The organism is Alloyangia pacifica, from assembly GCF_900116195.1.
GTDB classification, from domain to species: domain Bacteria; phylum Pseudomonadota; class Alphaproteobacteria; order Rhodobacterales; family Rhodobacteraceae; genus Salipiger; species Salipiger pacificus.
Genome location: NZ_FOZW01000016.1, coordinates 20,739 through 40,517 on the forward strand (window position 1 = coordinate 20,739; position 19,779 = coordinate 40,517).

The 19,779-nt window shown below is 67.6% G+C and carries 15 protein-coding genes; 9 read left to right on the forward strand and 6 right to left on the reverse strand.

The features are described 5' to 3' along the window. The first annotated feature begins 2 nt into the window (after nucleotides 1–2). Genes BM397_RS25105 through doeA form a run of 4 tightly spaced genes read left to right on the forward strand, consistent with a single transcriptional unit; the run spans nucleotide 3 to nucleotide 3,837 of the window. The gene (locus BM397_RS25105; RefSeq protein ID WP_092429842.1) at nucleotides 3–722 is read left to right on the forward strand and encodes a maleate cis-trans isomerase family protein; all 720 of its coding nucleotides are present in this window, start codon (nucleotides 3–5) and stop codon (nucleotides 720–722) included. Then, nucleotides 716–1,672, forward strand: a complete 957-nt coding sequence (gene eutB / locus BM397_RS25110; RefSeq protein WP_092429844.1) for a hydroxyectoine utilization dehydratase EutB — start codon at nucleotides 716–718, stop codon at nucleotides 1,670–1,672. The genes BM397_RS25105 and eutB overlap by 7 nt, the downstream gene beginning before the upstream one ends. Continuing rightward, nucleotides 1,669–2,637, forward strand: coding sequence for a cyclodeaminase (locus tag BM397_RS25115; protein WP_092429846.1), 969 nt, complete (start codon nucleotides 1,669–1,671; stop codon nucleotides 2,635–2,637). The genes eutB and BM397_RS25115 overlap by 4 nt, the downstream gene beginning before the upstream one ends. After that, nucleotides 2,638–3,837 (forward strand): ectoine hydrolase DoeA, encoded by a 1,200-nt coding sequence (gene doeA / locus BM397_RS25120; RefSeq protein ID WP_092429848.1) that lies wholly within the window; start codon nucleotides 2,638–2,640, stop codon nucleotides 3,835–3,837. A gap of 249 nt (nucleotides 3,838–4,086) precedes the next feature. On the opposite strand, the gene BM397_RS25125 is transcribed toward doeA, so the two are convergent. The 3 genes from BM397_RS25125 to BM397_RS25135 form a co-directional block, all read right to left on the reverse strand. Next, a complete protein-coding gene (locus BM397_RS25125) occupies nucleotides 4,087–5,049 on the reverse strand; it encodes a Gfo/Idh/MocA family protein (protein WP_092429850.1) in 963 nt (320 codons plus the stop codon). A 190-nt stretch (nucleotides 5,050–5,239) separates the two neighbouring features. Beyond that, on the reverse strand, nucleotides 5,240–6,811 hold the full coding sequence (locus BM397_RS30105) for a GTPase family protein (RefSeq protein WP_143015427.1): 1,572 nt from the start codon (nucleotides 6,809–6,811) through the stop codon (nucleotides 5,240–5,242). After that, nucleotides 6,798–7,811 carry a YcjF family protein gene (locus BM397_RS25135; protein ID WP_176806865.1) on the reverse strand — a complete coding sequence of 338 codons (1,014 nt, stop codon included), beginning with the start codon at nucleotides 7,809–7,811 and terminating at the stop codon, nucleotides 6,798–6,800. Before BM397_RS25135 ends, BM397_RS30105 begins: the two co-directional genes overlap by 14 nt. A 619-nt stretch (nucleotides 7,812–8,430) precedes the next feature. On the opposite strand from BM397_RS25135, the gene BM397_RS25140 reads away from it, so the two are divergent. Continuing rightward, entirely contained in the window at nucleotides 8,431–10,968 is a 2,538-nt protein-coding gene (locus tag BM397_RS25140) for a penicillin-binding protein 1A (protein ID WP_092429979.1), read from the forward strand. A 434-nt stretch (nucleotides 10,969–11,402) separates the two neighbouring features. On the opposite strand, the gene BM397_RS25145 is transcribed toward BM397_RS25140, so the two are convergent. The 3 genes from BM397_RS25145 to BM397_RS25155 all read right to left on the reverse strand — a co-directional run bounded on the left by BM397_RS25145 (nucleotide 11,403) and on the right by BM397_RS25155 (nucleotide 15,402). After that, on the reverse strand, nucleotides 11,403–12,383 hold the full coding sequence (locus tag BM397_RS25145) for an ABC transporter permease (RefSeq protein ID WP_092429856.1): 981 nt from the start codon (nucleotides 12,381–12,383) through the stop codon (nucleotides 11,403–11,405). Further along, nucleotides 12,376–13,413, reverse strand: coding sequence for an ABC transporter permease (locus BM397_RS25150; RefSeq protein ID WP_092429858.1), 1,038 nt, complete (start codon nucleotides 13,411–13,413; stop codon nucleotides 12,376–12,378). Before BM397_RS25150 ends, BM397_RS25145 begins: the two co-directional genes overlap by 8 nt. A 279-nt stretch (nucleotides 13,414–13,692) precedes the next feature. After that, nucleotides 13,693–15,402, reverse strand: coding sequence for a peptide ABC transporter substrate-binding protein (locus BM397_RS25155; protein ID WP_092429860.1), 1,710 nt, complete (start codon nucleotides 15,400–15,402; stop codon nucleotides 13,693–13,695). A 236-nt stretch (nucleotides 15,403–15,638) separates the two neighbouring features. Here BM397_RS25155 and BM397_RS25160 point away from each other — a divergent pair, with 236 nt between their 5' ends. The 4 genes from BM397_RS25160 to minE all read left to right on the forward strand — a co-directional run bounded on the left by BM397_RS25160 (nucleotide 15,639) and on the right by minE (nucleotide 19,572). Further along, on the forward strand, nucleotides 15,639–17,459 hold the full coding sequence (locus tag BM397_RS25160; protein WP_092429862.1) for an ABC transporter ATP-binding protein: 1,821 nt from the start codon (nucleotides 15,639–15,641) through the stop codon (nucleotides 17,457–17,459). A 151-nt stretch (nucleotides 17,460–17,610) separates the two neighbouring features. After that, nucleotides 17,611–18,435 (forward strand): septum site-determining protein MinC, encoded by an 825-nt coding sequence (gene minC / locus BM397_RS25165; protein ID WP_092429864.1) that lies wholly within the window; start codon nucleotides 17,611–17,613, stop codon nucleotides 18,433–18,435. Between the two features lie 25 nt (nucleotides 18,436–18,460). Further along, a complete protein-coding gene (gene minD, locus BM397_RS25170; protein WP_092429866.1) occupies nucleotides 18,461–19,279 on the forward strand; it encodes a septum site-determining protein MinD in 819 nt (272 codons plus the stop codon). Next, nucleotides 19,276–19,572: a cell division topological specificity factor MinE gene (gene minE, locus BM397_RS25175; protein WP_092429868.1), complete on the forward strand. Its 297-nt coding sequence runs from the start codon at nucleotides 19,276–19,278 to the stop codon at nucleotides 19,570–19,572. The genes minD and minE overlap by 4 nt, the downstream gene beginning before the upstream one ends. Nucleotides 19,573–19,779: the final 207 nt, after the last annotated feature.

Here is a 19,779-nt window from a genome sequence, read left to right on the forward strand (position 1 = left end):
CCATGCCCGATGAAGAGCTGCGCCGCGATGCGCTGCGGCGCTTCGGACTGATCGCCCTGGCAACCGACCTGACCATCGAGGGGGACGCCGTGCGGCTGATGCCGCCGGGCACGCGGCTGCACGTCACGCGCATCGCCTTCGAGAACCCCACAACCCCCGAGAGCCTGCGCTGCACCGGCCCGCGCCTGCGCGACGCCGCAGACTTGATCCTGCCCGGCGTGGCGCTCGATGGCATCCTCTTCGGCTGCACCTCGGCCAGCGCGGTGCTCGGCGCGGGCGTGGTCACGCTGGTGGGGCCGCGCGCGCCCGTCACCACGCCGCTCAGCGGCGCGCTGCGCGCGCTCGAGGCGCTGCGGATCGGGCGCGTGTCGCTGGTGACACCCTATATGGCGGAAACGACGGGGCTCGTGGCCGAGCATCTGCGCCAGCATGGGGTCGAGGTGGTGGCACGGCATTCGATGAATTATGCGGACGATCGCGATATGGGGATGCTCGCGCCCGAGGCGGTGATCGCGGCGGCGCGTGCCGCCGACCACCCGCGCGCCGAGGCGCTGTTCCTGTCGTGCACCGCGCTGCCGGCCGTGCCACTGATCGACCGCCTTGAAATGATGCTCGGAAAGCCGGTCCTCAGTTCAAACCAGGTTTCGTTCTGGTCGATGCTGGACTCGGCTGGGCTCTCGGGCGACGGTCCGGGCAAGTTGTTCAAGGTGCGAAGATGGTGACCCGGGAGGACATCGAGGCAGCAGCGGCGCGGATCGACGGCATGATCCGCCGCACGCCGATGAAGCCGTCGCCCAGCCTGTCGGGTCTGGCTGGCGGGCCGGTCTGGCTGAAGTGCGAGCATCATCAGGAAACCGGCGCCTTCAAGTTGCGCGGTGCCTCGAACGCCGCTGCGCGCCTCGGTAAGGTCGCGGGGGTCACCACCGCCTCGACCGGCAACCACGGGCGCGCGCTGGCCCACGCGGCGCGGCAGCTTGGCCTGCCCGCGGTGATCTGCGTTTCCCGGCTGGTGCCGCAGAACAAGCTCGATGCCATCGACGCATTGGGAGCCGAGGCGCGGGTGATCGGGGCCAGCCAGGACGAGGCCTTCGAGGAGGCGCGGCGTCTGGAGCGCGAGGAAGGTTTCGCGTTGGTGCCGCCCTTCGACCATCCCGACGTGATCGCGGGGCAGGGGACGCTGGGGCTGGAGAGCCTCTCGCAACTCCCGGACGCCGCCGCGCTGGCGATCCCGCTCTCGGGTGGCGGGCTTCTGGCGGGGGTGGCGGCCGCCGCCAAGGCGCTGCGCCCCGACATCCGCATCGTCGGCATCTCGATGGAGCGCGGGGCCGCCATGGCCGCCAGCCTTGCCGCCGGACACCCGGTGGAGGTCGAAGAACTGGAGACGCTGGCCGACTCGCTCGGCGGCGGCATCGGACTCGACAACCGCCTGACCTTTGCCATGTGCCGCGACCTGATGGACGATTTGATCCTGCTCACCGAAGCGGAGATCGCGTCCGGGCTGCGGCATCTGGCGCGAAAGGACGGCGAGGTGGTCGAGGGCGCCGCGGCGGTCGGCGCGGGGGCGATCCTCGCGGGCAAGCTGCGCGCCGAGAACGGCCCCTTGGTTTTGCTGCTTTCCGGCGGCAACATCGATCCGGCGCGTCACGCCGCCATTCTGGGGGAGGAGACATGAGCGACATACGCATCCTGCACGAGGCGGACCTGCGCGCCCGCGTCTCGCTCGACCTGCAAGCGATCGAGGTGGTCGAGAGCGCCTTTGCCACGCTCGCACAGGGCGGGGTGGAAATGCCCCCGATCCTGTCCATGCACATGCCCGACGTGAACGGCGAGCTCGATGTGAAGACCGCCTACGTGCCCGGCCTGCCGGGCTTTGCGGTGAAGCTCTCGCCGGGGTTCTTCGACAACCCGTCGAAAGGGCTGCCCTCGACCTCCGGCCTGATGGTGGTGCTCTCCTCCGAGACCGGTCGCGTGCAGGCGGTGCTGCTCGACAACGGCTATCTCACCGACGTGCGCACCGCCGCCGCGGGCGGCGTGGCGGCGCGACATCTCGCGCGCGAGAATGCCAGCCGTGCCGCGATCTTCGGCGCGGGGCTGCAGGCGCGGAAGCAGCTGCAGGCGCTCTGCCTCGTCCGTCCCATCTCCGAAGCGGTGATCTGGGCTCGTGATCCGGACAAGGCGCAGGCCCTAGCAGCAGAGCTGAGCACGGCGGAGCTGACGGTTCGCGCCAGCGCCGATCCAGCCGAGGCCGCCGCGTTTGCCGATGTCATCGTGACGACCACCCCCGCCACCGACCCCATCCTGCGCGCCGACTGGCTGCGCCCGGGCCAGCACGTCACCGCCATGGGCAGCGACCAGTCCGGCAAGTCCGAGCTGGAGCCGCGTTGCCTTGCGCGCGCCGACCTCTACGTCGCCGACAGGGTGAGCCAGACGCGCCTGATGGGAGAGCTGCGCGCCGCGCTAAACGCGGGATGCGCGCCCGATCCCGAGACCATCCCCGAGCTGGGGGATATCATCCTCGGCCGTCATCCCGGCCGCACGGACCCGGGTCAGATCACCATCGCCGATCTGACCGGCACCGGTGTGCAGGACACCGCAATTGCAACCCATGCGCTTGCCGCATTTTCAACAGAGGTCTGAATGCCCGAACTCCAAAGAACGCCCGAGCGCTACACGACCGAGGAATACGAGGCGCGCCTCGAGAAGATCCGCGCCCGCATGGAGCGCGAGGGGCTCGACCTGCTGATCCTCAGCGATCCGTCCAACATGGCCTGGGTCGCGGGCTACGGCGGCTGGTCCTTCTACGTACACCAATGCGTGCTGGTCGGCCCCGACGGCCCGCCGGTCTGGTACGGGCGCGGTCAGGACGCCAACGGCGCCTATCGCACGGTCTGGATGGAGCCGGAGTATGTCATCGGCTACCCGGACCACTACGTGCAGTCGACCGAGCGCCACCCGATGGACTACCTCTGCGCCAAGCTCGCCGAGCGCGGCTGGGACAAGGGCACCATCGGCGTCGAGATGGACAATTACTGGTTCTCCGCCCGCGCCTACGAGCGGCTGCAGAGCGGGCTGCCCGACGCCAAGTTCAAGGACACCACCGGCTTCATCAACTGGCAGCGCGCGGTGAAGTCCGAGAAAGAGCTCGAGTACATGCGGCAGGCCGCGCGCATCGTCGAGCGGATGCACCACCGCATTGCCGACAAGGTCGAGGTCGGCATCCGCAAGTGTGACCTGGTGGCCGAGATCTACGATGCCGGGCTGCGCTACGACGAGTGGTACGGCCATGGCGGCGACTACCCGGCGATCGTGCCGCTGCTGCCTTCGGGCCCCGACGCCGCCGCGCCGCACCTCACCTGGGACGACCTGCCGATGAAGCCGGACGAGGGCACCTTCTTCGAGATCGCCGGTTGCTATCAGCGCTATCACGTGCCGCTGTCGCGCACGATCTACCTCGGCACGCCGCCGCAGGAGATCCTCGACGCCGAGAAGGCGGTGCTCGAGGGCATGGACGCGGGGCTAGAGGCGGCGCGCGCGGGCAACCTCTGCGAGGACATCGCCAAGGCCTTCTTCGGCACACTCGAGAAATACGGCATCGAGAAGGACAACCGCGCAGGCTATTCCATCGGACTGAGCTACCCGCCGGACTGGGGCGAGCGCACCATGTCGATCCGCCGCGGCGACAAGACCGTGCTGCAACCGGGGATGACCTTCCACTTCATGACCGGCCTGTGGATGGAGAACTGGGGCTACGAGACCACGGAATCCATCGCGATCACCGCCGATGGCGCGCCCGAGGTCTTCTGCGACATCCCGCGCAAGATGCTGATCAAGGCCTGAGACCGTCTAGGGGCGGCACAGGTTGCGGATCGCGGCCACGGACGCCCGTCGCTTCTGACCCCCTTGCCGCGCGCCGCGGAGACCCTTGGGCGCTCCCGGTCTCGCGGAACGGCGAGCCGGGACACCGCTTGCGTCCCGAGCCTCACGCCGAAGAAGCGTTGCGACAGCGCCACGGCAACCGCGCGAGGCATCCGGGGCGAGGGCTGGCCCTCGCGTCCCGGTTGCCAGCGGCTCGTCAGGCCGTGTGGGTCACGGCTTGCCGCGCAGCATCTCCTCGACCAGCCGCTGCACGTCCAGCGCTTCCTGCGGTGTCGCGAGGCGATGCGGCTCGCCAGCCACGCAGAGCAGCAGCTGGTCAAGTTGGGCGCGCAGCGCGACCGCACGGGGGTCTGCGGGCGCTTGCCCCACGGCGACGAACTCTCCGCCTCGCGAGACAGCCTCGTCCGAGAAGTTCGAGACCCGGTGGCTGGCCCTGCTGCCCTTGACGGTGAATTCCTGACGGTCAGCCTGGGCACCGCCGACGCTGGCGAGGATCGATACCGGCACGCCCGCCGGGGTTTCCAGCCGGGCGAGCAGCGCGGTTTCACAAAGTGCCGGATCGGCCGGGTAGGAGGGGCGCGCCCAGGTCACCGAGAGCGGCCCGAGGATGCGCTGGCTGAAGAACAGGAAGTGCGAGATCACCTCGCGGGTCATGCCGCCCTCGTCACGGAACCGCAGCCAGTCGGCGGCCTGCTGCCACGCCCGGGGCCAGGCGGCGTAGGTGACCACCATGTCGACGCCCGACAGCTCGCCCATGACGCCCGAGGCCGCCGCCTGCGAGATGTTGTGCAGGGCCTCGCCCGCCGCCTGGGTGAAGTTCACCGCCGCCGGCACGCCGCTCTGCGCGAGTTTTGCCACCAACTCCTCGCTGGCGGCCAGATCGACCCCCAGCGGCTTTTCGAGAAAGACCGCCTTGCCGGCCTCGGCGGCGGCGAGCGCATAGGCCATGCGCGGCACCGGCGGGCAGGCGAGGTAGACCAGATCGGCACCGGCCATGGCCGCCTCGGCCGATCCGGCGAGCGGCGTTTCGGGCGCCAGCGCCTGCGCGGCAGCGCAGCCCTCGGGCGAGGGGTCCCACATCGCGGTGACGGTGTAGCCCTCGTGCAGCCGCATGTGTTCGAGCATCCGCCGTCCCATGATGCCCAGACCGATGATCGCCGTCTTCACTGCCATGTTCTTTCCTGTCCCTGCTGGTCGTCCCGGGTCATCCGGTACTTCCTGTGGCGCCCATCGCTGGTGCCGCCGCGCGACCTTGTGGCACGGCGCATCGCCGGGGTGTAGGGCAAGGGGCTGACTTCCCTTGCGTCTTGCAGTGCGAATGTGTCTGCAATGAGCGCCGCGCGCGGTTGCCGCCGGGCGGGGTTCAGGTCTCGCCGTCCGCCGCCTCGTCGTCGTGCCGGTACTTGCGGCCGATCGCGGTGAGCGCGCCGCGCAGGCCGCGCCCGGCGCGGCCCGCCTCCTTCAGCACGCCGCCGGTCCGGGCCTCGATGCGCAGCCGGTTGCGCTGTGTATCGAGCGCCGGTCCGATGAGGCTGTCGATGCGGGCGCGCAGTCGGTCGATGTTCCAGTCGGGCTCGGTCAGAACCACGGGGATCGTATTGGCGGTTACGCGCGGGTCGGCGATGTCCTGCTGCACTGTCGCGACCACCTCGGTGACGCGCTCCATCGCCTCGCCGCTCAAGTGGCCTTCGGGATAGGGCCAGACGGGCAGCAACTCGTCGATGCAGGAGACGGCGACCACCACCGGCGGCATGCGCCGCCGCGGATCGTTCGACACCAGGTCACGCAGCATCGCAATCGTGGCACGGTCGATCTCGCGCGCGGGACGGTTGGCGCGGACGGTCCAGACGATGAGGTCGGCGCGGGCAAGCTCCTCGGCGACCGTGCGCGCCAGCCGAGCGGAGCCGTCGAGGCCCGGCATGTCGAGCAGCATCGTTTCCACCCCGTCGAAGTCGGTGGGGTAGGTCTTGGGCGCATCGGTGGTGGGGATCACGTCGACCTCGGCCAGATCGGCCCCGAGCAGCGCGTTCACCAGGCTCGACTTGCCGGCGCTGATCTGCCCGGCGACCGCGATGCGCAGCGGCATGTCGCTGGCCGCCAGCCGCGCCCGGTCGAGATCGCTGGCCGCCAGCCCGAGATCGAGCAATTCGGTATCGGAGAAGCGCAGCCGCCCCGAGTAGAGCTCGACCGCGGCGGCGGCCACCTCCTCGAGCAGCAGCGCCTGCAAGATCGCCGTGCCCTCGCTGGTGACAAAGGAGGAATGGCCCTCGGCGATCACCCCCTCGATCTCGCGCAGCACTGCAACGGGCAGCGACTTGACCGCGCGGATCACCCGCCAGGCGTTCCAGCCGTGTTTCTTGACCTTCCAGGCGACGTCGCGACGCTGCCAGAGCCAGAGCAGCGTGCCGACCGAGATGCTGTCGGAGAAGGGCACCTTGTCGCGGATGTCCGCGCGCAGCCGCACCGCGACGCGGTCGATCAGCAGCAGCGCCTCTGGCACGGTGAAGTCGAGTATCCCCTTGTCGCCCTTGCCCGAGGCCGCGGCGACCCGCTGCACCACCTCCTGCGCGATCGGCTGCAGCTCTTCCCAGGGCAGGGCGCTGGCGGTTTTTTCCGCGATGAAGTCCTGGGCGGCCTCGAAGGCACCGATCTCGCGTTCACCCCACGAGGGATCGATACGGGCGTGGAGCTGATCGGCCCGGGTCTCCTGCGCTCCGGGCTCGCGGCCGCGCATCCAGAGCCGCGCCAGCCGGATCAGCGCGACCAGCCCGCCGAGCGAGATCGAGCCGACGATGAATTCGATCAGCCAGCCGTGTTCGATCATCCAGGCGAAGCCGGCGAGCATGGCCGCCACGAAGGGCAAGGCCAGCGCGGCGATCGCCAAGAGCCGGTCCCAGCGCAGCAAAGCCGGGCGGAGGCGCTCAGTCAGCTTCATCCGAGGACCTCCGGAAGGCACGCTGGTAGACCGCGCGCAGCTCCTCTTCGCTGGGCGCGCTGCCCTGCGCGCTGCGGTAGAGGAAATAGGCGGCGGCGCGGCCAAGCGCATAGGTGGTGGCAAAGCTGATCGCGCCGGCGGTGGCGGCGCCCACGGTCTGGCCATAGACCGGGATCAGCTTGGCCAGTTCGCGCAGGCCGAAATTGGTGGCATAGCGTGCCCCTACGCTCAGCCCCATGGTGCTGAGAAAGGCGGCGGCGACCTTGCGATCCCATTTCACCCCGTAGCGCAGGCCCAGTTCGTGCAGCATCTTGAGCTGTGTCGCGGGCACGGCGACCAGGCCCACCACCGGCGCGAGATCGCTGGTCAGCGCGACCCCGGCATAGGACAGCACGCAGCGCTTGTGCTTCTGGAATTCGCGCTGCTCGGCATCGCCGGCGCGGGATTTCTCCAGCAGCAGGCCAGCCGCGGGCAGGGCGTCCAGCAGGTGCTGGCGCAGCGTGTCGAGCCCCTCGGTGTCGCTGGCCTCGCCGGGGGCCAGCGACAGGGCGACCCTCGGCAATTCGCGCCCCGCGGCGCGCTCCACCCGTGCGGCAAGCGTGCGCTCGGCGCGCTCAAGAGCTTCCGGATCGGGCACGAGGTCCTTGCCGGTCAGCACCAGGATCGCCCGCATCCGGCTGTCCGAACGCGCGATGTCCGAAACCGCATCGGCGACCATGCCCTGTACCGGATCGTCGAGCCGGCAGACGACCAGCAGAACATGGCTGCGGTCGCGGCAGGCCTCGAGGTCCTCTGCCGGGTCATAGCCCGCCTCGCCGAGGCCGCGGGTGTCCAGGAAGCGTACGAGCGGCTGATCGGGCGGGAAGTCGTAGCTGTGGGCCGAGCGCGTGCAGGGCCGGAACCCGTCGCCGATCGCGGCGCCGGATTGCTCGGTGAGGGCGCAGACCAGCGAGGACTTCCCCGCGCCGGTTTTGCCGAGCAACCAGACGACCGGCAGCACGCGCTCTTCCGCCCCGGTGGCGGGGGTGCTCCTGGAACGTCTGAATATCCTGTTCAGCATCTTCCGTCCGATCTGCGGCGTGCATCGACCGCTATGCCGCAAGGTTCCGTCAAAAATCCAACCAGTTCAACATGCCGCGCTGGAACCGTCCCGGACGCAGATCGCTGCGGGTCCGCGCGCGATGCCGTGCCTGCCAGATTCCGGCATGTGTGGCACAGCTACCTCCTAAAATGGGGTATTTTCCCGGAAGGGCCAGTCCCGGGCCGTCGAGACGCAGGGCGACCGGGCACGTCGCTGTGGGCGGTCGACGGCAAGGTGCCCCTGTAGCGCAATGCCCACGCGCCGACGACAGGGCAGGGCGGAAGGGCGGGCCGGAGGGGCAGCCGCAGGGAAGCCGCGGGCATAGCGGCGGGCGGGGTATCCGCCGATATGCCGCTGAGCCGGACGCAGGCTCCGCCGCGGGGTCGGGGGCCTGCCGATGGGATCCTCGGCCACCTCCCGCGCAGGCGCACGGCAGCGGCAGCGCCGGGACGCTGGTCCGGCACCGACTGGCACCTATGTGTTTTGACCTGAGAGCGCGCGCAGTATAATGGGACTGCAATCCAAAGAGGCATTGCTTGTGACCAGGTTCATCTTCTCCTTCTTCGGGGCCATATTCAGCGTCATCACCCTCGGCGTGATGGCGGTGGCGCTGTCCATCGGCGCGATCTTCTGGATCTATGGCCGCGATCTGCCGAGCCACGAGAGCCTGGCGCAATACACCCCGCCGACGATCAGCCGGATCTACTCGCAGGAAGGCCAGATCATCGACGAGTTCGCCCAGGAGCGGCGCCTCTTCACCCCGGCCGACCAGATCCCCGACATGGTGAAGCAGGCCTTCATCTCGGCCGAGGACAAGAATTTCTACGAGCACCACGGCTATGACGTGCGTGGCATCGCCGCCGCCGTCATCGACGCCGTGCGCACCCGCGGCCGGGACGTGCGCGGCGCCTCGACCATCACCCAGCAGGTGATGAAGAACTTCCTGCTCTCCGGCGACCGCAAGATCGAGCGCAAGATCAAGGAGATCATCCTTGCCTCGCGCCTCGAGGAGACGCTGAGCAAGGACAAGATTCTCGAGCTTTACCTCAACGAGATCTTCCTTGGTCAGAACTCCTACGGTGTCACCGCCGCGGCGCAGACCTATTTCAACAAGAGCCTTTCCGAGCTGGCCCCGCACGAGGCGGCGATGCTGGCCTCGATGCCCAAGGCGCCGTCGGACTTCCACCCGGTGCGCAACAAGGAGCGCCTGCTCGACCGCCGCAACTACGTGCTGCGCGAAATGCGCGAGAACGGCTACATCGACGAGGCGACCTTCGAGTCCGAGGTGGCGCAGCCGCTGCGCTCGGTGCAGAACGGGGACTTCGAACCCTACCAGAACTCGCTGCCGCCGCGTGACTATTTCACCGACGAGATCCGCCGCCAGCTGACCACCGAGTTCGGCGAGGGCGAGTTCTTCTCCGGCGGCCTCTCGGTCCGCGCCACCCTGGACCCCGAGATGCAGGTGGAAGCGGCGAAATCGCTGCGCATCGCGCTCGAGGACTACGACCGCAGCCTCGGCCGCTGGCGCGGCACGGGCAAGACCATCCCCGAGGAGAAGCTGGGCTCGGAAGCGGACTGGCGCGCGGCGCTCGCCTCCGTGGCCGTGGCGCGCGACGTCGATCTCGACAGCCAATGGTATCCGGCCGTCGTGCTCGAGGTCGGCGACCAGCAGATGCGGCTCGGCATCGAGAATGTCGAGGACACCGCCGAGCGCCCGACCGTGGTGCCACGCAACGACATCAGCTGGGCCAAGGGCAGCTTCCAGGATAACTTCGAGCGCGGCGACGTGGTGCATGTCCGCGCCATGACCGACGACAAGACCGGCGAGTTCATCCGCTGGACGCTGCGGCAGGTGCCGCGCGTGCAGGGGGCCTTCATGGCGATGGACGTGAACACCGGCCGGGTGATCGCCATGCAGGGCGGCTTCAGCTACCAGGACTCGGTGTTCAACCGCGCCACCCAGGCGCTGCGCCAGCCCGGTTCGAGCTTCAAGCCCTTCGTCTACGCCTCGGCGCTGGACTCCGGTTTCTCGCCCTCGACGATCATCATCGACGCGCCGATCGAGATCAACACGCCGCAGGGCGTGTGGCGCCCGAAGAACGCGTCCAACACCTATTACGGTCCGACTCCGCTGCGTACCGGCATCGAGCAGTCGCGCAACCTGATGACCATTCGCCTGGCGCAGGAAATCGGCATGGACACCGTAGCGAGCTATGCCGAGAAATTCGGCGTCTACGATCACATGGGACGGGTTCTGGCCAATGCGCTCGGCGCGGACGAGACCACGCTCTACAAGATGATCTCGGCCTACGCGATGTTCGCCAACGGCGGCGAGCGGGTCTCTCCGACGCTGGTCGACCGGGTGCAGGACCGCTACGGCCGTACCGTCTACAACCACGAGTACGAAAAGGGCAACGAGCGCACCTGCCTCGATTGCGCCGATCCCAACCTACCGCCGGGCCGCGGCCCCGACATCCGCAACAACCGCGACCGGATCATGGATGCGGTCACCGCCTACCAGCTGACCTCGATGATGCGCGGCGTGGTCGAACGCGGCACCGCCTCGCGCACGGTGAACCTGCCGGTGCCCACCGCGGGCAAGACCGGCACCACCAACGACGCCAAGGACGTCTGGATGCTCGGTTTCACCTCGAACATCGTCGCCGGCTGCTACATCGGTTACGACACGCCGCGGCCGCTGGGTCGGGGGGCCTCCGGCGGCGGCATGTGCGGGCCGGTGTTCAACCGCTTCATGCTCAAGGCGGTCGAGAAGTATGGCGGCGGCCAGTTCAAGGTGCCACCGGCCTGTACCTTCCTCAACATGGACCGCTTCACCGGCGCGCGGCTGGGGCCGGACGCGACCGGGCCGAACGTGGTGGCCGAATGTTTCCGTTCGGGCGAGGAGCCGCTCTTCGGCATCCAGCTCGACGGTGGCTGGGCGATGACCGGCAACTTCGACATGATCCAGCCCGATGGCTCGACCCGCCCGCGCGAGGTCACCACCTCGACCGGACGCAAGGCCACGGTGGGCCCGAAGGCTTCCTTCGGCACGCTCAGCTCGGGCGGCCTCTACTGAGAGCAGCGCCGCCGCAGCGTGCTGCGCGCGAGGGCGGAGGGACCAGTCCATCCGCCCTTTCTCTTGCCGGCTGAAAGGCCGCGGAGGGGCGCTGCCCCTCTTGGCCTTCGGCCAATTCACCCCGGCGTATTTTCAAAGAGAAGAAGCGCCGGCGGTCGCCGGACGACTTCCTCCGGCTTCTTCTCTTTCCAAATACGCATGACCAGTTCGCCGCCCGTGCGGCGCCGGGGGCAGGGCCCGCCGGGGCAGGCCGCGGCGGGGACGGGTGAGGTAGGAATCTGGTGCGCGTTATGGTCTCGAGGCGGAAGCGGGCGGCGCGCAGGCAAGACTTGGCGGTGGCGACGCGGGCATAGGTCAAACGCGCAGGCCACCAGCCAAAAGAAAAGGGCGGGAGTTGCCTCCCGCCCTGCGTCCTGGTCGCCGCGATGCGCCGCTCAGCGGCCGCGGATTCGCGGGTCGAGCGCGTCGCGCAGACCGTCGCCGAGGTAGTTCACCCCGAGCACGGTCAGCGAGATGGCGATGCCGGGCAGGATCACCCGCTCGGGGAAGTCCTCCATCCGCGCCACGGCGTCGGCCAGCATCTTGCCCCAGGTCGGGAAGTCCGAAGGGAAGCCCACGCCGAGGAACGACAGGGCGCTCTCGGTGATGATCGCCGTGGCAAGGCCCAGCGTCGCCGAGACCATGATCGGCGAGAGCACGTTGGGCAGCAGGTGGCGCTTGATGATCTGGAACGGCTTGGTGCCGATCGAGCGCGCCGCCAGCACGAACTCGCGTTCCTTGAGGGCCAGCACGTCGCCACGCACGATGCGTGCCGTGGGCATCCAGGAGGTGATGCCGACCACGGTGACGATGAGGATGAACATGCCGCCCTCGGGGCCGAAGTTGGCGCGCAGCGGCTGGCGGAACAGCGTCACGGCAACCAGCAGCAGCGGCAGGATCGGCAGCGATAGGAAGAGGTCCGTCAGGCGCATCAGCGGCCCGTCGAGCTTTTTGAAATAGCCCGCCAGAACGCCGATCCCGGCACCGATGACCAGCGACAGGATCATCGCCGCCCAGCCCACTGCCATCGAGGCGCGCCCGCCGGCGATCAGCTGCGAGAGGTTGTCACGCCCCAGCTGGTCAGACCCCAGCGGATGCGCCCAGCTCACCTTGGCCGTGCTGTCCCAGAGCGCGGTGTAGATGGGGCGCATGTCCTTGGCGCGGATGTCCAGAGCCTGGGGATCGAGCGTCCAGAGGTAGGGACCGACCAGCACGCCGAGGGTGATGAAGATCAGGAAGAAGGCCCCGATCATCGCGCCCTTGTGCTTGCGGAACTGTGCCCAGACGTCCTTCCACTTCGAGCGCGGCGGCTTGTCCGGGCCCTTGTCGCGCAGGGCCTCGATCGGGGCGGGGGATGCGGGAACGGGCTCAGTCATAGCGGATCCTCGGGTCGAGAAGGCCGTAGAGGATGTCGGCGATCAGGTTGAACATCACGATCAGCACGGCAAAGATGAAGGTCAGCGTCATCACCATCGGCAGGTCGTTGGCGAAGAGCGCGGTGATCAGCAGCTGGCCGATGCCGTTCACCTTGAAGACGTTCTCGGTGATGATCGCGCCGCCAAAGATCGCCGGCACGCCGAGCGCGATCACGGTGATCACCGGGATCATCGAGTTGCGCAGCACGTGGATCATCACCACGACGGCTTCCGACAGGCCCTTTGCACGGGCAGTGCGCACGTAGTCCTGGTTGAGGTTGTCGAGCATCGAGGCGCGCATGTAGCGCGACAGCTGCGCGGTGGTCTGCAGCGCCAGCACCATCACCGGCATGATCATCTGCATGAGCTGGAACTTGAAGCTTTCCCAGTCATTCACCACGTGGGTGGTGTCGTAGATCGACGGGAACCAGCCGAGGTAGACCGAGAAGATCACGATCAGCAGCGGTCCGGTGAAGAACGGCGGGATCGAGAAGCCGACCATGGTGATGAACGTCCCGGCCTGGTCAAAGACCGAATACTGCCGGTAGGCCGAGTAGATGCCGATGGGCAGGGCGATCAGCACGCCCACCACGTAGCTCAGGCCAACGACCCAGAGCGTCTGCGGGATGCGCTGCAGCACGATGTCCATCACCGGCGAGCGGGTCTGCCAGGAGATCACCCGCAGCTCGCCCTGGTAGAGATGCGTGTCGGGCAGCCAGCCGAGCAGGAAGCTGTCGCGGGTCAGCCAGTCGATGAAGATCTTGGGTTCGGTCCAGAAGACCTGCACCAGCCATTTCCAGTATTGCACCAGCGCCGGCTCGCCGACGCCGAGCGCCTCGCGCATCTTCTGCTTCACCTCGGGCGGCACGGTCAGCGGCACCTGGGCCATGGGATCGCCCGGCGCGAGCTGCAGCAGCATGAAGATCACGAAGCTGATGAACAGCAGCGTCGGGATCGAAAGGACGAGGCGGCGGATCGCATAGGTCAGCATGGGCGGACCTCGCGGGCGGGGGCGCTGGCGCGGCGGCGCTGCGAAAGCGGCGGCAGCGTCCGGCACCGGTCATGGATGCGGGCTGTGTGCGTCATGAATTCCGTGTCTTTGTTGTTGGGCCCGTGCGGCGGCAGCGGCTGACACCATGTGGCGGCAGCGGCCGGGAAGGGGGACCGGCCGCGCGGGCCAAGGTCGGAGTTCCGGAGAGGTGAGGTCACGGGCAGACCTTCCGAAATGGGGCACGCCCCCGCGCGGGGCGGGGGCGTGCGTGTCACAGGATCAGCCTTCGGTGCGGTACCAGTCGGCCGCGTTCCACAGCTCGCTGTCCCAGGTGTTCAGGATCACACCGCCGAGCGTGTTGGAATGCGCCGACACACGGCCACGGTCGACCAGCGGAACGATGGTCATCGTTTCCTTGGTGATGATGTCGTTGAGCTTCTTGGCGATCTCGCCGCGCTTGCTCAGCTCGCCGGTCTTGGCCAGCTCGTCGAGGAGGGCATCATACTCTTCGTTGCAGAAGCGGTTGATGTTCTCACCCTGCCACTGCGAGGACGGCTTCGGCTCGTTGCCGCAGCGGTACATCTGCAGGTAGGACTGCGGGTCGGTGCCGTCGAAGTTGTTCGCGTACATCTCGACGTCCGCGTAGAACTTCTGGAAGGTGTCGGGCGAGCCCGGGTCACCGCCGAAGAACACCGAGGCGTCGACGTTGCGCAGTTCGGTCTCGACGCCGATCTGGCGCCACCAATCCTTGATCAGCGCCTGGAAGTCCTGACGCACGGCGTTGGTCGAGCTCTGGTAGAGAAGGCTCAGCTTCACGCCGTCTTTCTCACGCACACCGTCACCATCGCTGTCGGTCCAGCCGGCTTCTTCGAGCAGCGCCTTGGCGCCTTCGAGATCCTGGGTCAGACACTCGGTGTTGTCCGAGGCGTAGAGCTCGGGCGCGGGCACGAGGTTGCAGGTGGCGCGGCCGGCCTGGCCGTAGCCGATCTCGGTCAGCAGCTCGCGGTCGATGGCCATCGACAGCGCCTTGCGGACGTTGAAGTCGGACAGGATCGGGTGCGGATGCGCCACGGTCGAACGCTCACCCTCGGGCAGGTTCGGCGAGGGGTCGGTCATGTTCATCTCGAGGCGCTCGACCAGGGTGCCGAAGGCCGAGACCGGGGTGCCCTGACCGCCTTCTGCCATGGAGGCGAGGACGTCGGGGGCCAGCTGCAGGTTCCAAGCGTAGTCGAACTCGCCGGTCTGCAGAACCGCGCGGGCCGCGGATTCCGCATCGCCGCCGCCTTTCAGCGTGGCGGTCGCGAAGGCGGGCTTCGCCGGGTCACGGTAGTTGGGGTTCGCCGAGAGCGAGATCACGTCGTTCGGCTTGAACTCGTCGACCACGAAGGGGCCGGTGCCGATCGGGTTGAAGTTGGCCTCGGTGCAGGTCGAGGCCGCGGCGCCCATGCAGTTCTCGAACTGCGCCTTCTGCAGGATCGGGGACTGGCCGCCCATGAAGGGGCCGTAGGGGTTCGGCATGGCCTCGTCGAAGTTCACCACGACGGTCAGATCGTCAGGGGTGTCGATCGAGGCGATGTGGTCGAACTTGGCCAGCTGCGCGCAGCCGCCTTCGGGGTTCATGCAGTAGTCGGCGGTGAATTTCACGTCGGCCGAGGTCACCGGGCTGCCGTCGGACCAGAGCAGGCCGGACTTCAGTTTCCAGGTGATCGACTTCAGGTCCTCGGACACGCCGCCGTTCTCGACGGTGGGGATCTCTTCGGCGAGGAAGGGCACCAGTGCGCCGGTCTCGGTGTAGCGGCCCAGCGGCTCAAGCACGAGCGACGAGGCTTCGATGTCCTTGGTGCCGCTCGACAGGTAGGGCGTCATGATCGACGGCGCCTGCCAGTAGATGATGTTCACGTGCCCGTCCGAGCCGCGCTCCGCCATGGCGGCGGCGGGGGCCAGCACGAAGCTGGCGGCGGCCCCGAGAAGAAGGGTCTTCGTTTTCATAGGTCACTCCCTGTTATCGACCTAAGACCGGTTGGTCTCTTCTTGTTGCAGCGGGAAAATGGTGGCGGCTCCGGGCTTTTCCGCCCGACCTTCACACTCGTCTCACCCCGCTTGCCGGCCATCGAAGCAGAACACGCGCAAAATGCAAGCATTGCCTTTGGGTCACTCCGCGCTTGGGTTTGACAGTTTGAGCAAGCTGCCTTTAGCGTTTGCATCAACACAGACGGAGAGCCCCAATGCTGGACAACCCCATCGCGCGGATCGAGCGCCTGCGCGTCGAATTCGAGACAAAAGACGGTCCGGTTGCGGGTGTCGAAGACGTCAGTTTCGATATCGGGCCGGGCGAAACCGTCTGCGTCGTGGGGGAATCCGGCTCTGGCAAATCGGTGAGTTCGCTCTCGCTGATGCGGCTGATCGAATTTGGCGGCGGCGAGATTGCCAAGGGCCGCCTAATTTTTGATCGCAAGGAGGGCGGCGAGACTGATCTCGCGCAGGCCTCCCAGGACGTGATGCGCGATATCCGCGGCAACGAGATCGGGATGATCTTCCAGGAGCCGATGACCGCGCTCAATCCGGTCTTCACCGTCGAACGCCAGCTCACCGAAGGTCTGCGGGTGCACCGCGACATGACCAAGGAGCAGGCGCAGGCGCGGGCGCTCGAGCTGATGCAGCAGGTGCGCATCCCCGAGCCCGAGCGGCGGCTAAAGCAATACCCGCACGAGCTGTCGGGCGGCATGCGGCAGCGCGTGGTGATCGCCATGGCCATGGCCTGCAAGCCGCGCCTGCTGATCGCCGACGAGCCGACCACCGCGCTCGACGTGACGATCCAGGCCGAGATCCTCGCACTGATGGATCGGCTGAAGCGCGAGACCGGCACCTCGGTGATGTTCATCACCCACGACATGGCCGTCGTTGCGCAGATGGCCGACCGCGTGGTGGTGATGTTCCGCGGCAAGAAGGTCGAGGAGGGCACCGTCGAGGAGATCTTCGAGCGCCCGCAGCACCCCTATACCCAGGCGCTGCTCGCCGCGGTGCCGAAGCTCGGCGAGATGCGCGGCAAGGCGCTGCCCGAACCCATGCGCCTGCTGGGCCGCGAGCAGGACGAGATCAAGCCGATCCCCGGCACCGACCAGCCGCTGCTGACTGTCGAGGGGCTGACCACCCGTTTCGCGGTCAAGGGCGGCTTCTTCCGCAGGACCGTGGCGAATGTGCACGCGGTCGAGGATGTCAGCTTCACCGTCAACAAGGGCCAGACGCTCAGCCTCGTCGGCGAATCCGGCTGCGGCAAGTCCACCTGCGGGCGCTCGATCCTGCGCCTTGTCGAGCCGCAGAAGGGCAGGGTGGTTCTTGACGGCGTCGACGTGATGGGGCTTGGCCCGAACATGCTGCGCGATGAACGCCGCGAGATGCAGATGATCTTCCAGGATCCCTTTGCCTCGCTGAACCCGCAGATGAACCTCGCCGATCAGGTGGCGGAACCGATGCGGAATTTCGGTTCGCACAAGGGCAAGGAGATGATGGACCGCGTCGCCATGCTCTTCGACCGGGTCGAGCTGCCGCGCAGCTTCATGCGCCGCTTCCCGCACGAGCTCTCGGGCGGTCAGCGCCAGCGCATCGCCATCGCCCGCGCGCTTGCGCTCAACCCCAAGCTGATCGTCGCGGACGAGGCGGTTTCGGCGCTCGACGTGTCGGTGCAGGCGCAGGTGGTCAACCTGATGATGGAACTGCAGGCCGAGCTGGGACTGTCCTATCTTTTCATCAGCCACGACATGGCGGTGGTCGAGCGCGTCAGCCACAAAGTGGGGGTGATGTACCTTGGCCGGATCGTCGAGATCGGCCCGCGTGCGGCGGTCTTCGAGAACCCGCAGCACCCCTATACCAAGGCGCTGATGTCGGCTGTTCCGATCGCCGATCCGCGCCGCCGCAAGTCCGAGAAGGACCTCAATTTCAAGCCCATCCCGTCGCCAATTCACCCGGTCGGATACGAACCGGAGCCGAACGTGTACCAGGAGGTCGGCCCGGATCATTTCGTGCTTACTTCGGCGTCCGGCTACTAAGGGTTGTGGTCCCGTCACGGCATTTCTCTGCCGATGACGAGAAAATTAGGGCTTGGAGGTGGATCCCCGGACGTGGGATGATTATGCACGATGCAACGAAGCACAGACACGAATCTGTGCCAGGCCCGAGAGCAGAAGGCTAAGAACAAGCGTGCAGACAGACGTCGCCAGCGGCAACATCGATGGTGTCGGGACGACACTGAAACCCTTCCAGTTCCGGGGGCGGTTCCTGACCGCTCTGGCCCTGCGCCTGAGCACGGCGCCGGACGCCCGGTTCTACGAGATGCTGGCCGACCGGCTGGAGAAGACACCGAACTTCTTCACCGACGCGCCGGTGATCATCGATCTCGAACAATCCCAGGCCGAGGTGACCCCCGAGGCGCTGACCGAGCTGGTCGCCGACCTGCGCAGGCGCGAACTCGCGGTCTTCGGTGTGCAGGGCGGGGACGAGGCGCTGCGCGCCGCCGCCGCCGGACTGGGGCTGATCTCGGTGACCGGCGGGCGCGATGCGCCGCTGCGCGGGGCGCTGCCCAGTTCCGAGCAGAAACGCCCGAGCCGGGTGTTCCAGGAACGCCCTCCGATGCCCGAGGCGCAGCCCGCGCCTGCGCCGGAGCCGGAACCCGCGCCGATCCCGCAGCGCGTCGCGCCGGAGAACAAGATCGTCACCATGCCGGTCCGCTCGGGCCAGACGGTGATCGCCGACAAGGGCGATCTGACCGTGGTCGGCCCGGTAAGCTCGGGCGCCGAGCTTTTCGCCGCCGGCAACATCCACGTCTACGGGCGCATGCGCGGTAGGGCCTTTGCCGGCATCGACGGTGACGAGAACGCCCGCATCTTCTGCCAGTCGCTCGACGCCGAGCTGCTGGCCATCGCCGGTCTCTACCGGACCTCGGACAGCCTCGGCGCCGATGTCCGCCACAAGATGGTGCAGATTTACCTCGAGGACGAGCGGCTGATCGTCGCGCCGTTCGGATAACCTCGGCATTCAACAGGAGCCGCCAGTGAGCAAAGTAATCGTTGTGACCTCGGGCAAGGGTGGCGTGGGCAAGACCACGTCCTCGGCCGCCATCAGCGCCGGTCTCGCCTCGCGCGGGCACCGCACCGTCGTGATCGACTTCGACGTGGGTCTGCGCAACCTCGACATGATCATGGGCTGCGAGCGCCGCGTGGTCTTCGACTTCATCAACGTGATCCAGGGCGACGCCAAGCTGAACCAGGCGCTGATCCGCGACCGCCGGCTCGACAACCTCTACGTGCTGCCGACCTCGCAGACCCGTGACAAGGACGCGCTGACCCAGGAAGGCGTCGAGAAGGTGCTGAACGAGCTCCGCGAGGAGTTCGACTACATCATCTGCGACAGCCCGGCGGGCATCGAGCGCGGCGCGCAGCTGGCCATGTACTACGCCGACGAGGCCGTGGTGGTGACCAACCCCGAGGTGTCCTCGGTGCGCGACAGTGACCGCATGCTCGGGCTGCTCAGCTCGAAGACCGCCCGCGCCGAGCGCGGCGAGGAAGACCAGATCAAGAGCCACCTGCTGCTCACCCGCTTCGACCCGAAACGCTCGGGCGACGGCGAGATGATGTCGGTGGAGGACGTGCTGGAAATCCTCGCGATCCCGCTGCTCGGTGTGATCCCGGAAAGCCCGGCGGTCCTGCGCGCCTCCAACGTCGGCGTGCCGGTGATCCTCAACGAGAAGTCCCGCGCCGCCACCGCCTACGAGGAAGCCGTCGCGCGCCTCGACGGCGAGGACCTCCCGATGAAGATCGAAGGCGAGAAGGTCCCCGGGCTGATGTCACGTCTCTTCGGGAGGAGCGCATGAATCTTTTCGGGTTCACCTTCAACCGCAAGCCCAAGTCCTCGACCCAGGCCAAGGAGCGGCTGCAGATCCTGCTCGCGCATGAGCGCGGGTCGGGTCCCAGCGCCGACTTCCTGCCGATGCTCCAGCGCGACATCGTCGAAGCGATCAAGCGCTACGTGCAGGTGAGCGACGATGCCGTTGGAATCCGGATGGATTCCATCGGCGACGTCTCCAGCCTCGAGATCAACATCGAGCTGCCGGCGGACCAGAAGGACGCGGCAAAGGCTGACAAGAAAGCCGCGGCGAAGGGCTGATCCCCTCGCCGCACGGCCACCCGGAGGCGCCTCGGCCTCCGGTTTTTGCGGAGCGAGATCCGTCCGGCATGAGAGGGCGCTGCCCCCGGCTGCGCGACACGCATGTGAGACGACGATCGGGCGCTCCGCCCCCGTCCGCTGGTGCGGACTCCCTCGGCATATTTCCGTCTAGACGAAGGGGCAGGCGTTTCGCTCTTGCCCCCGGTT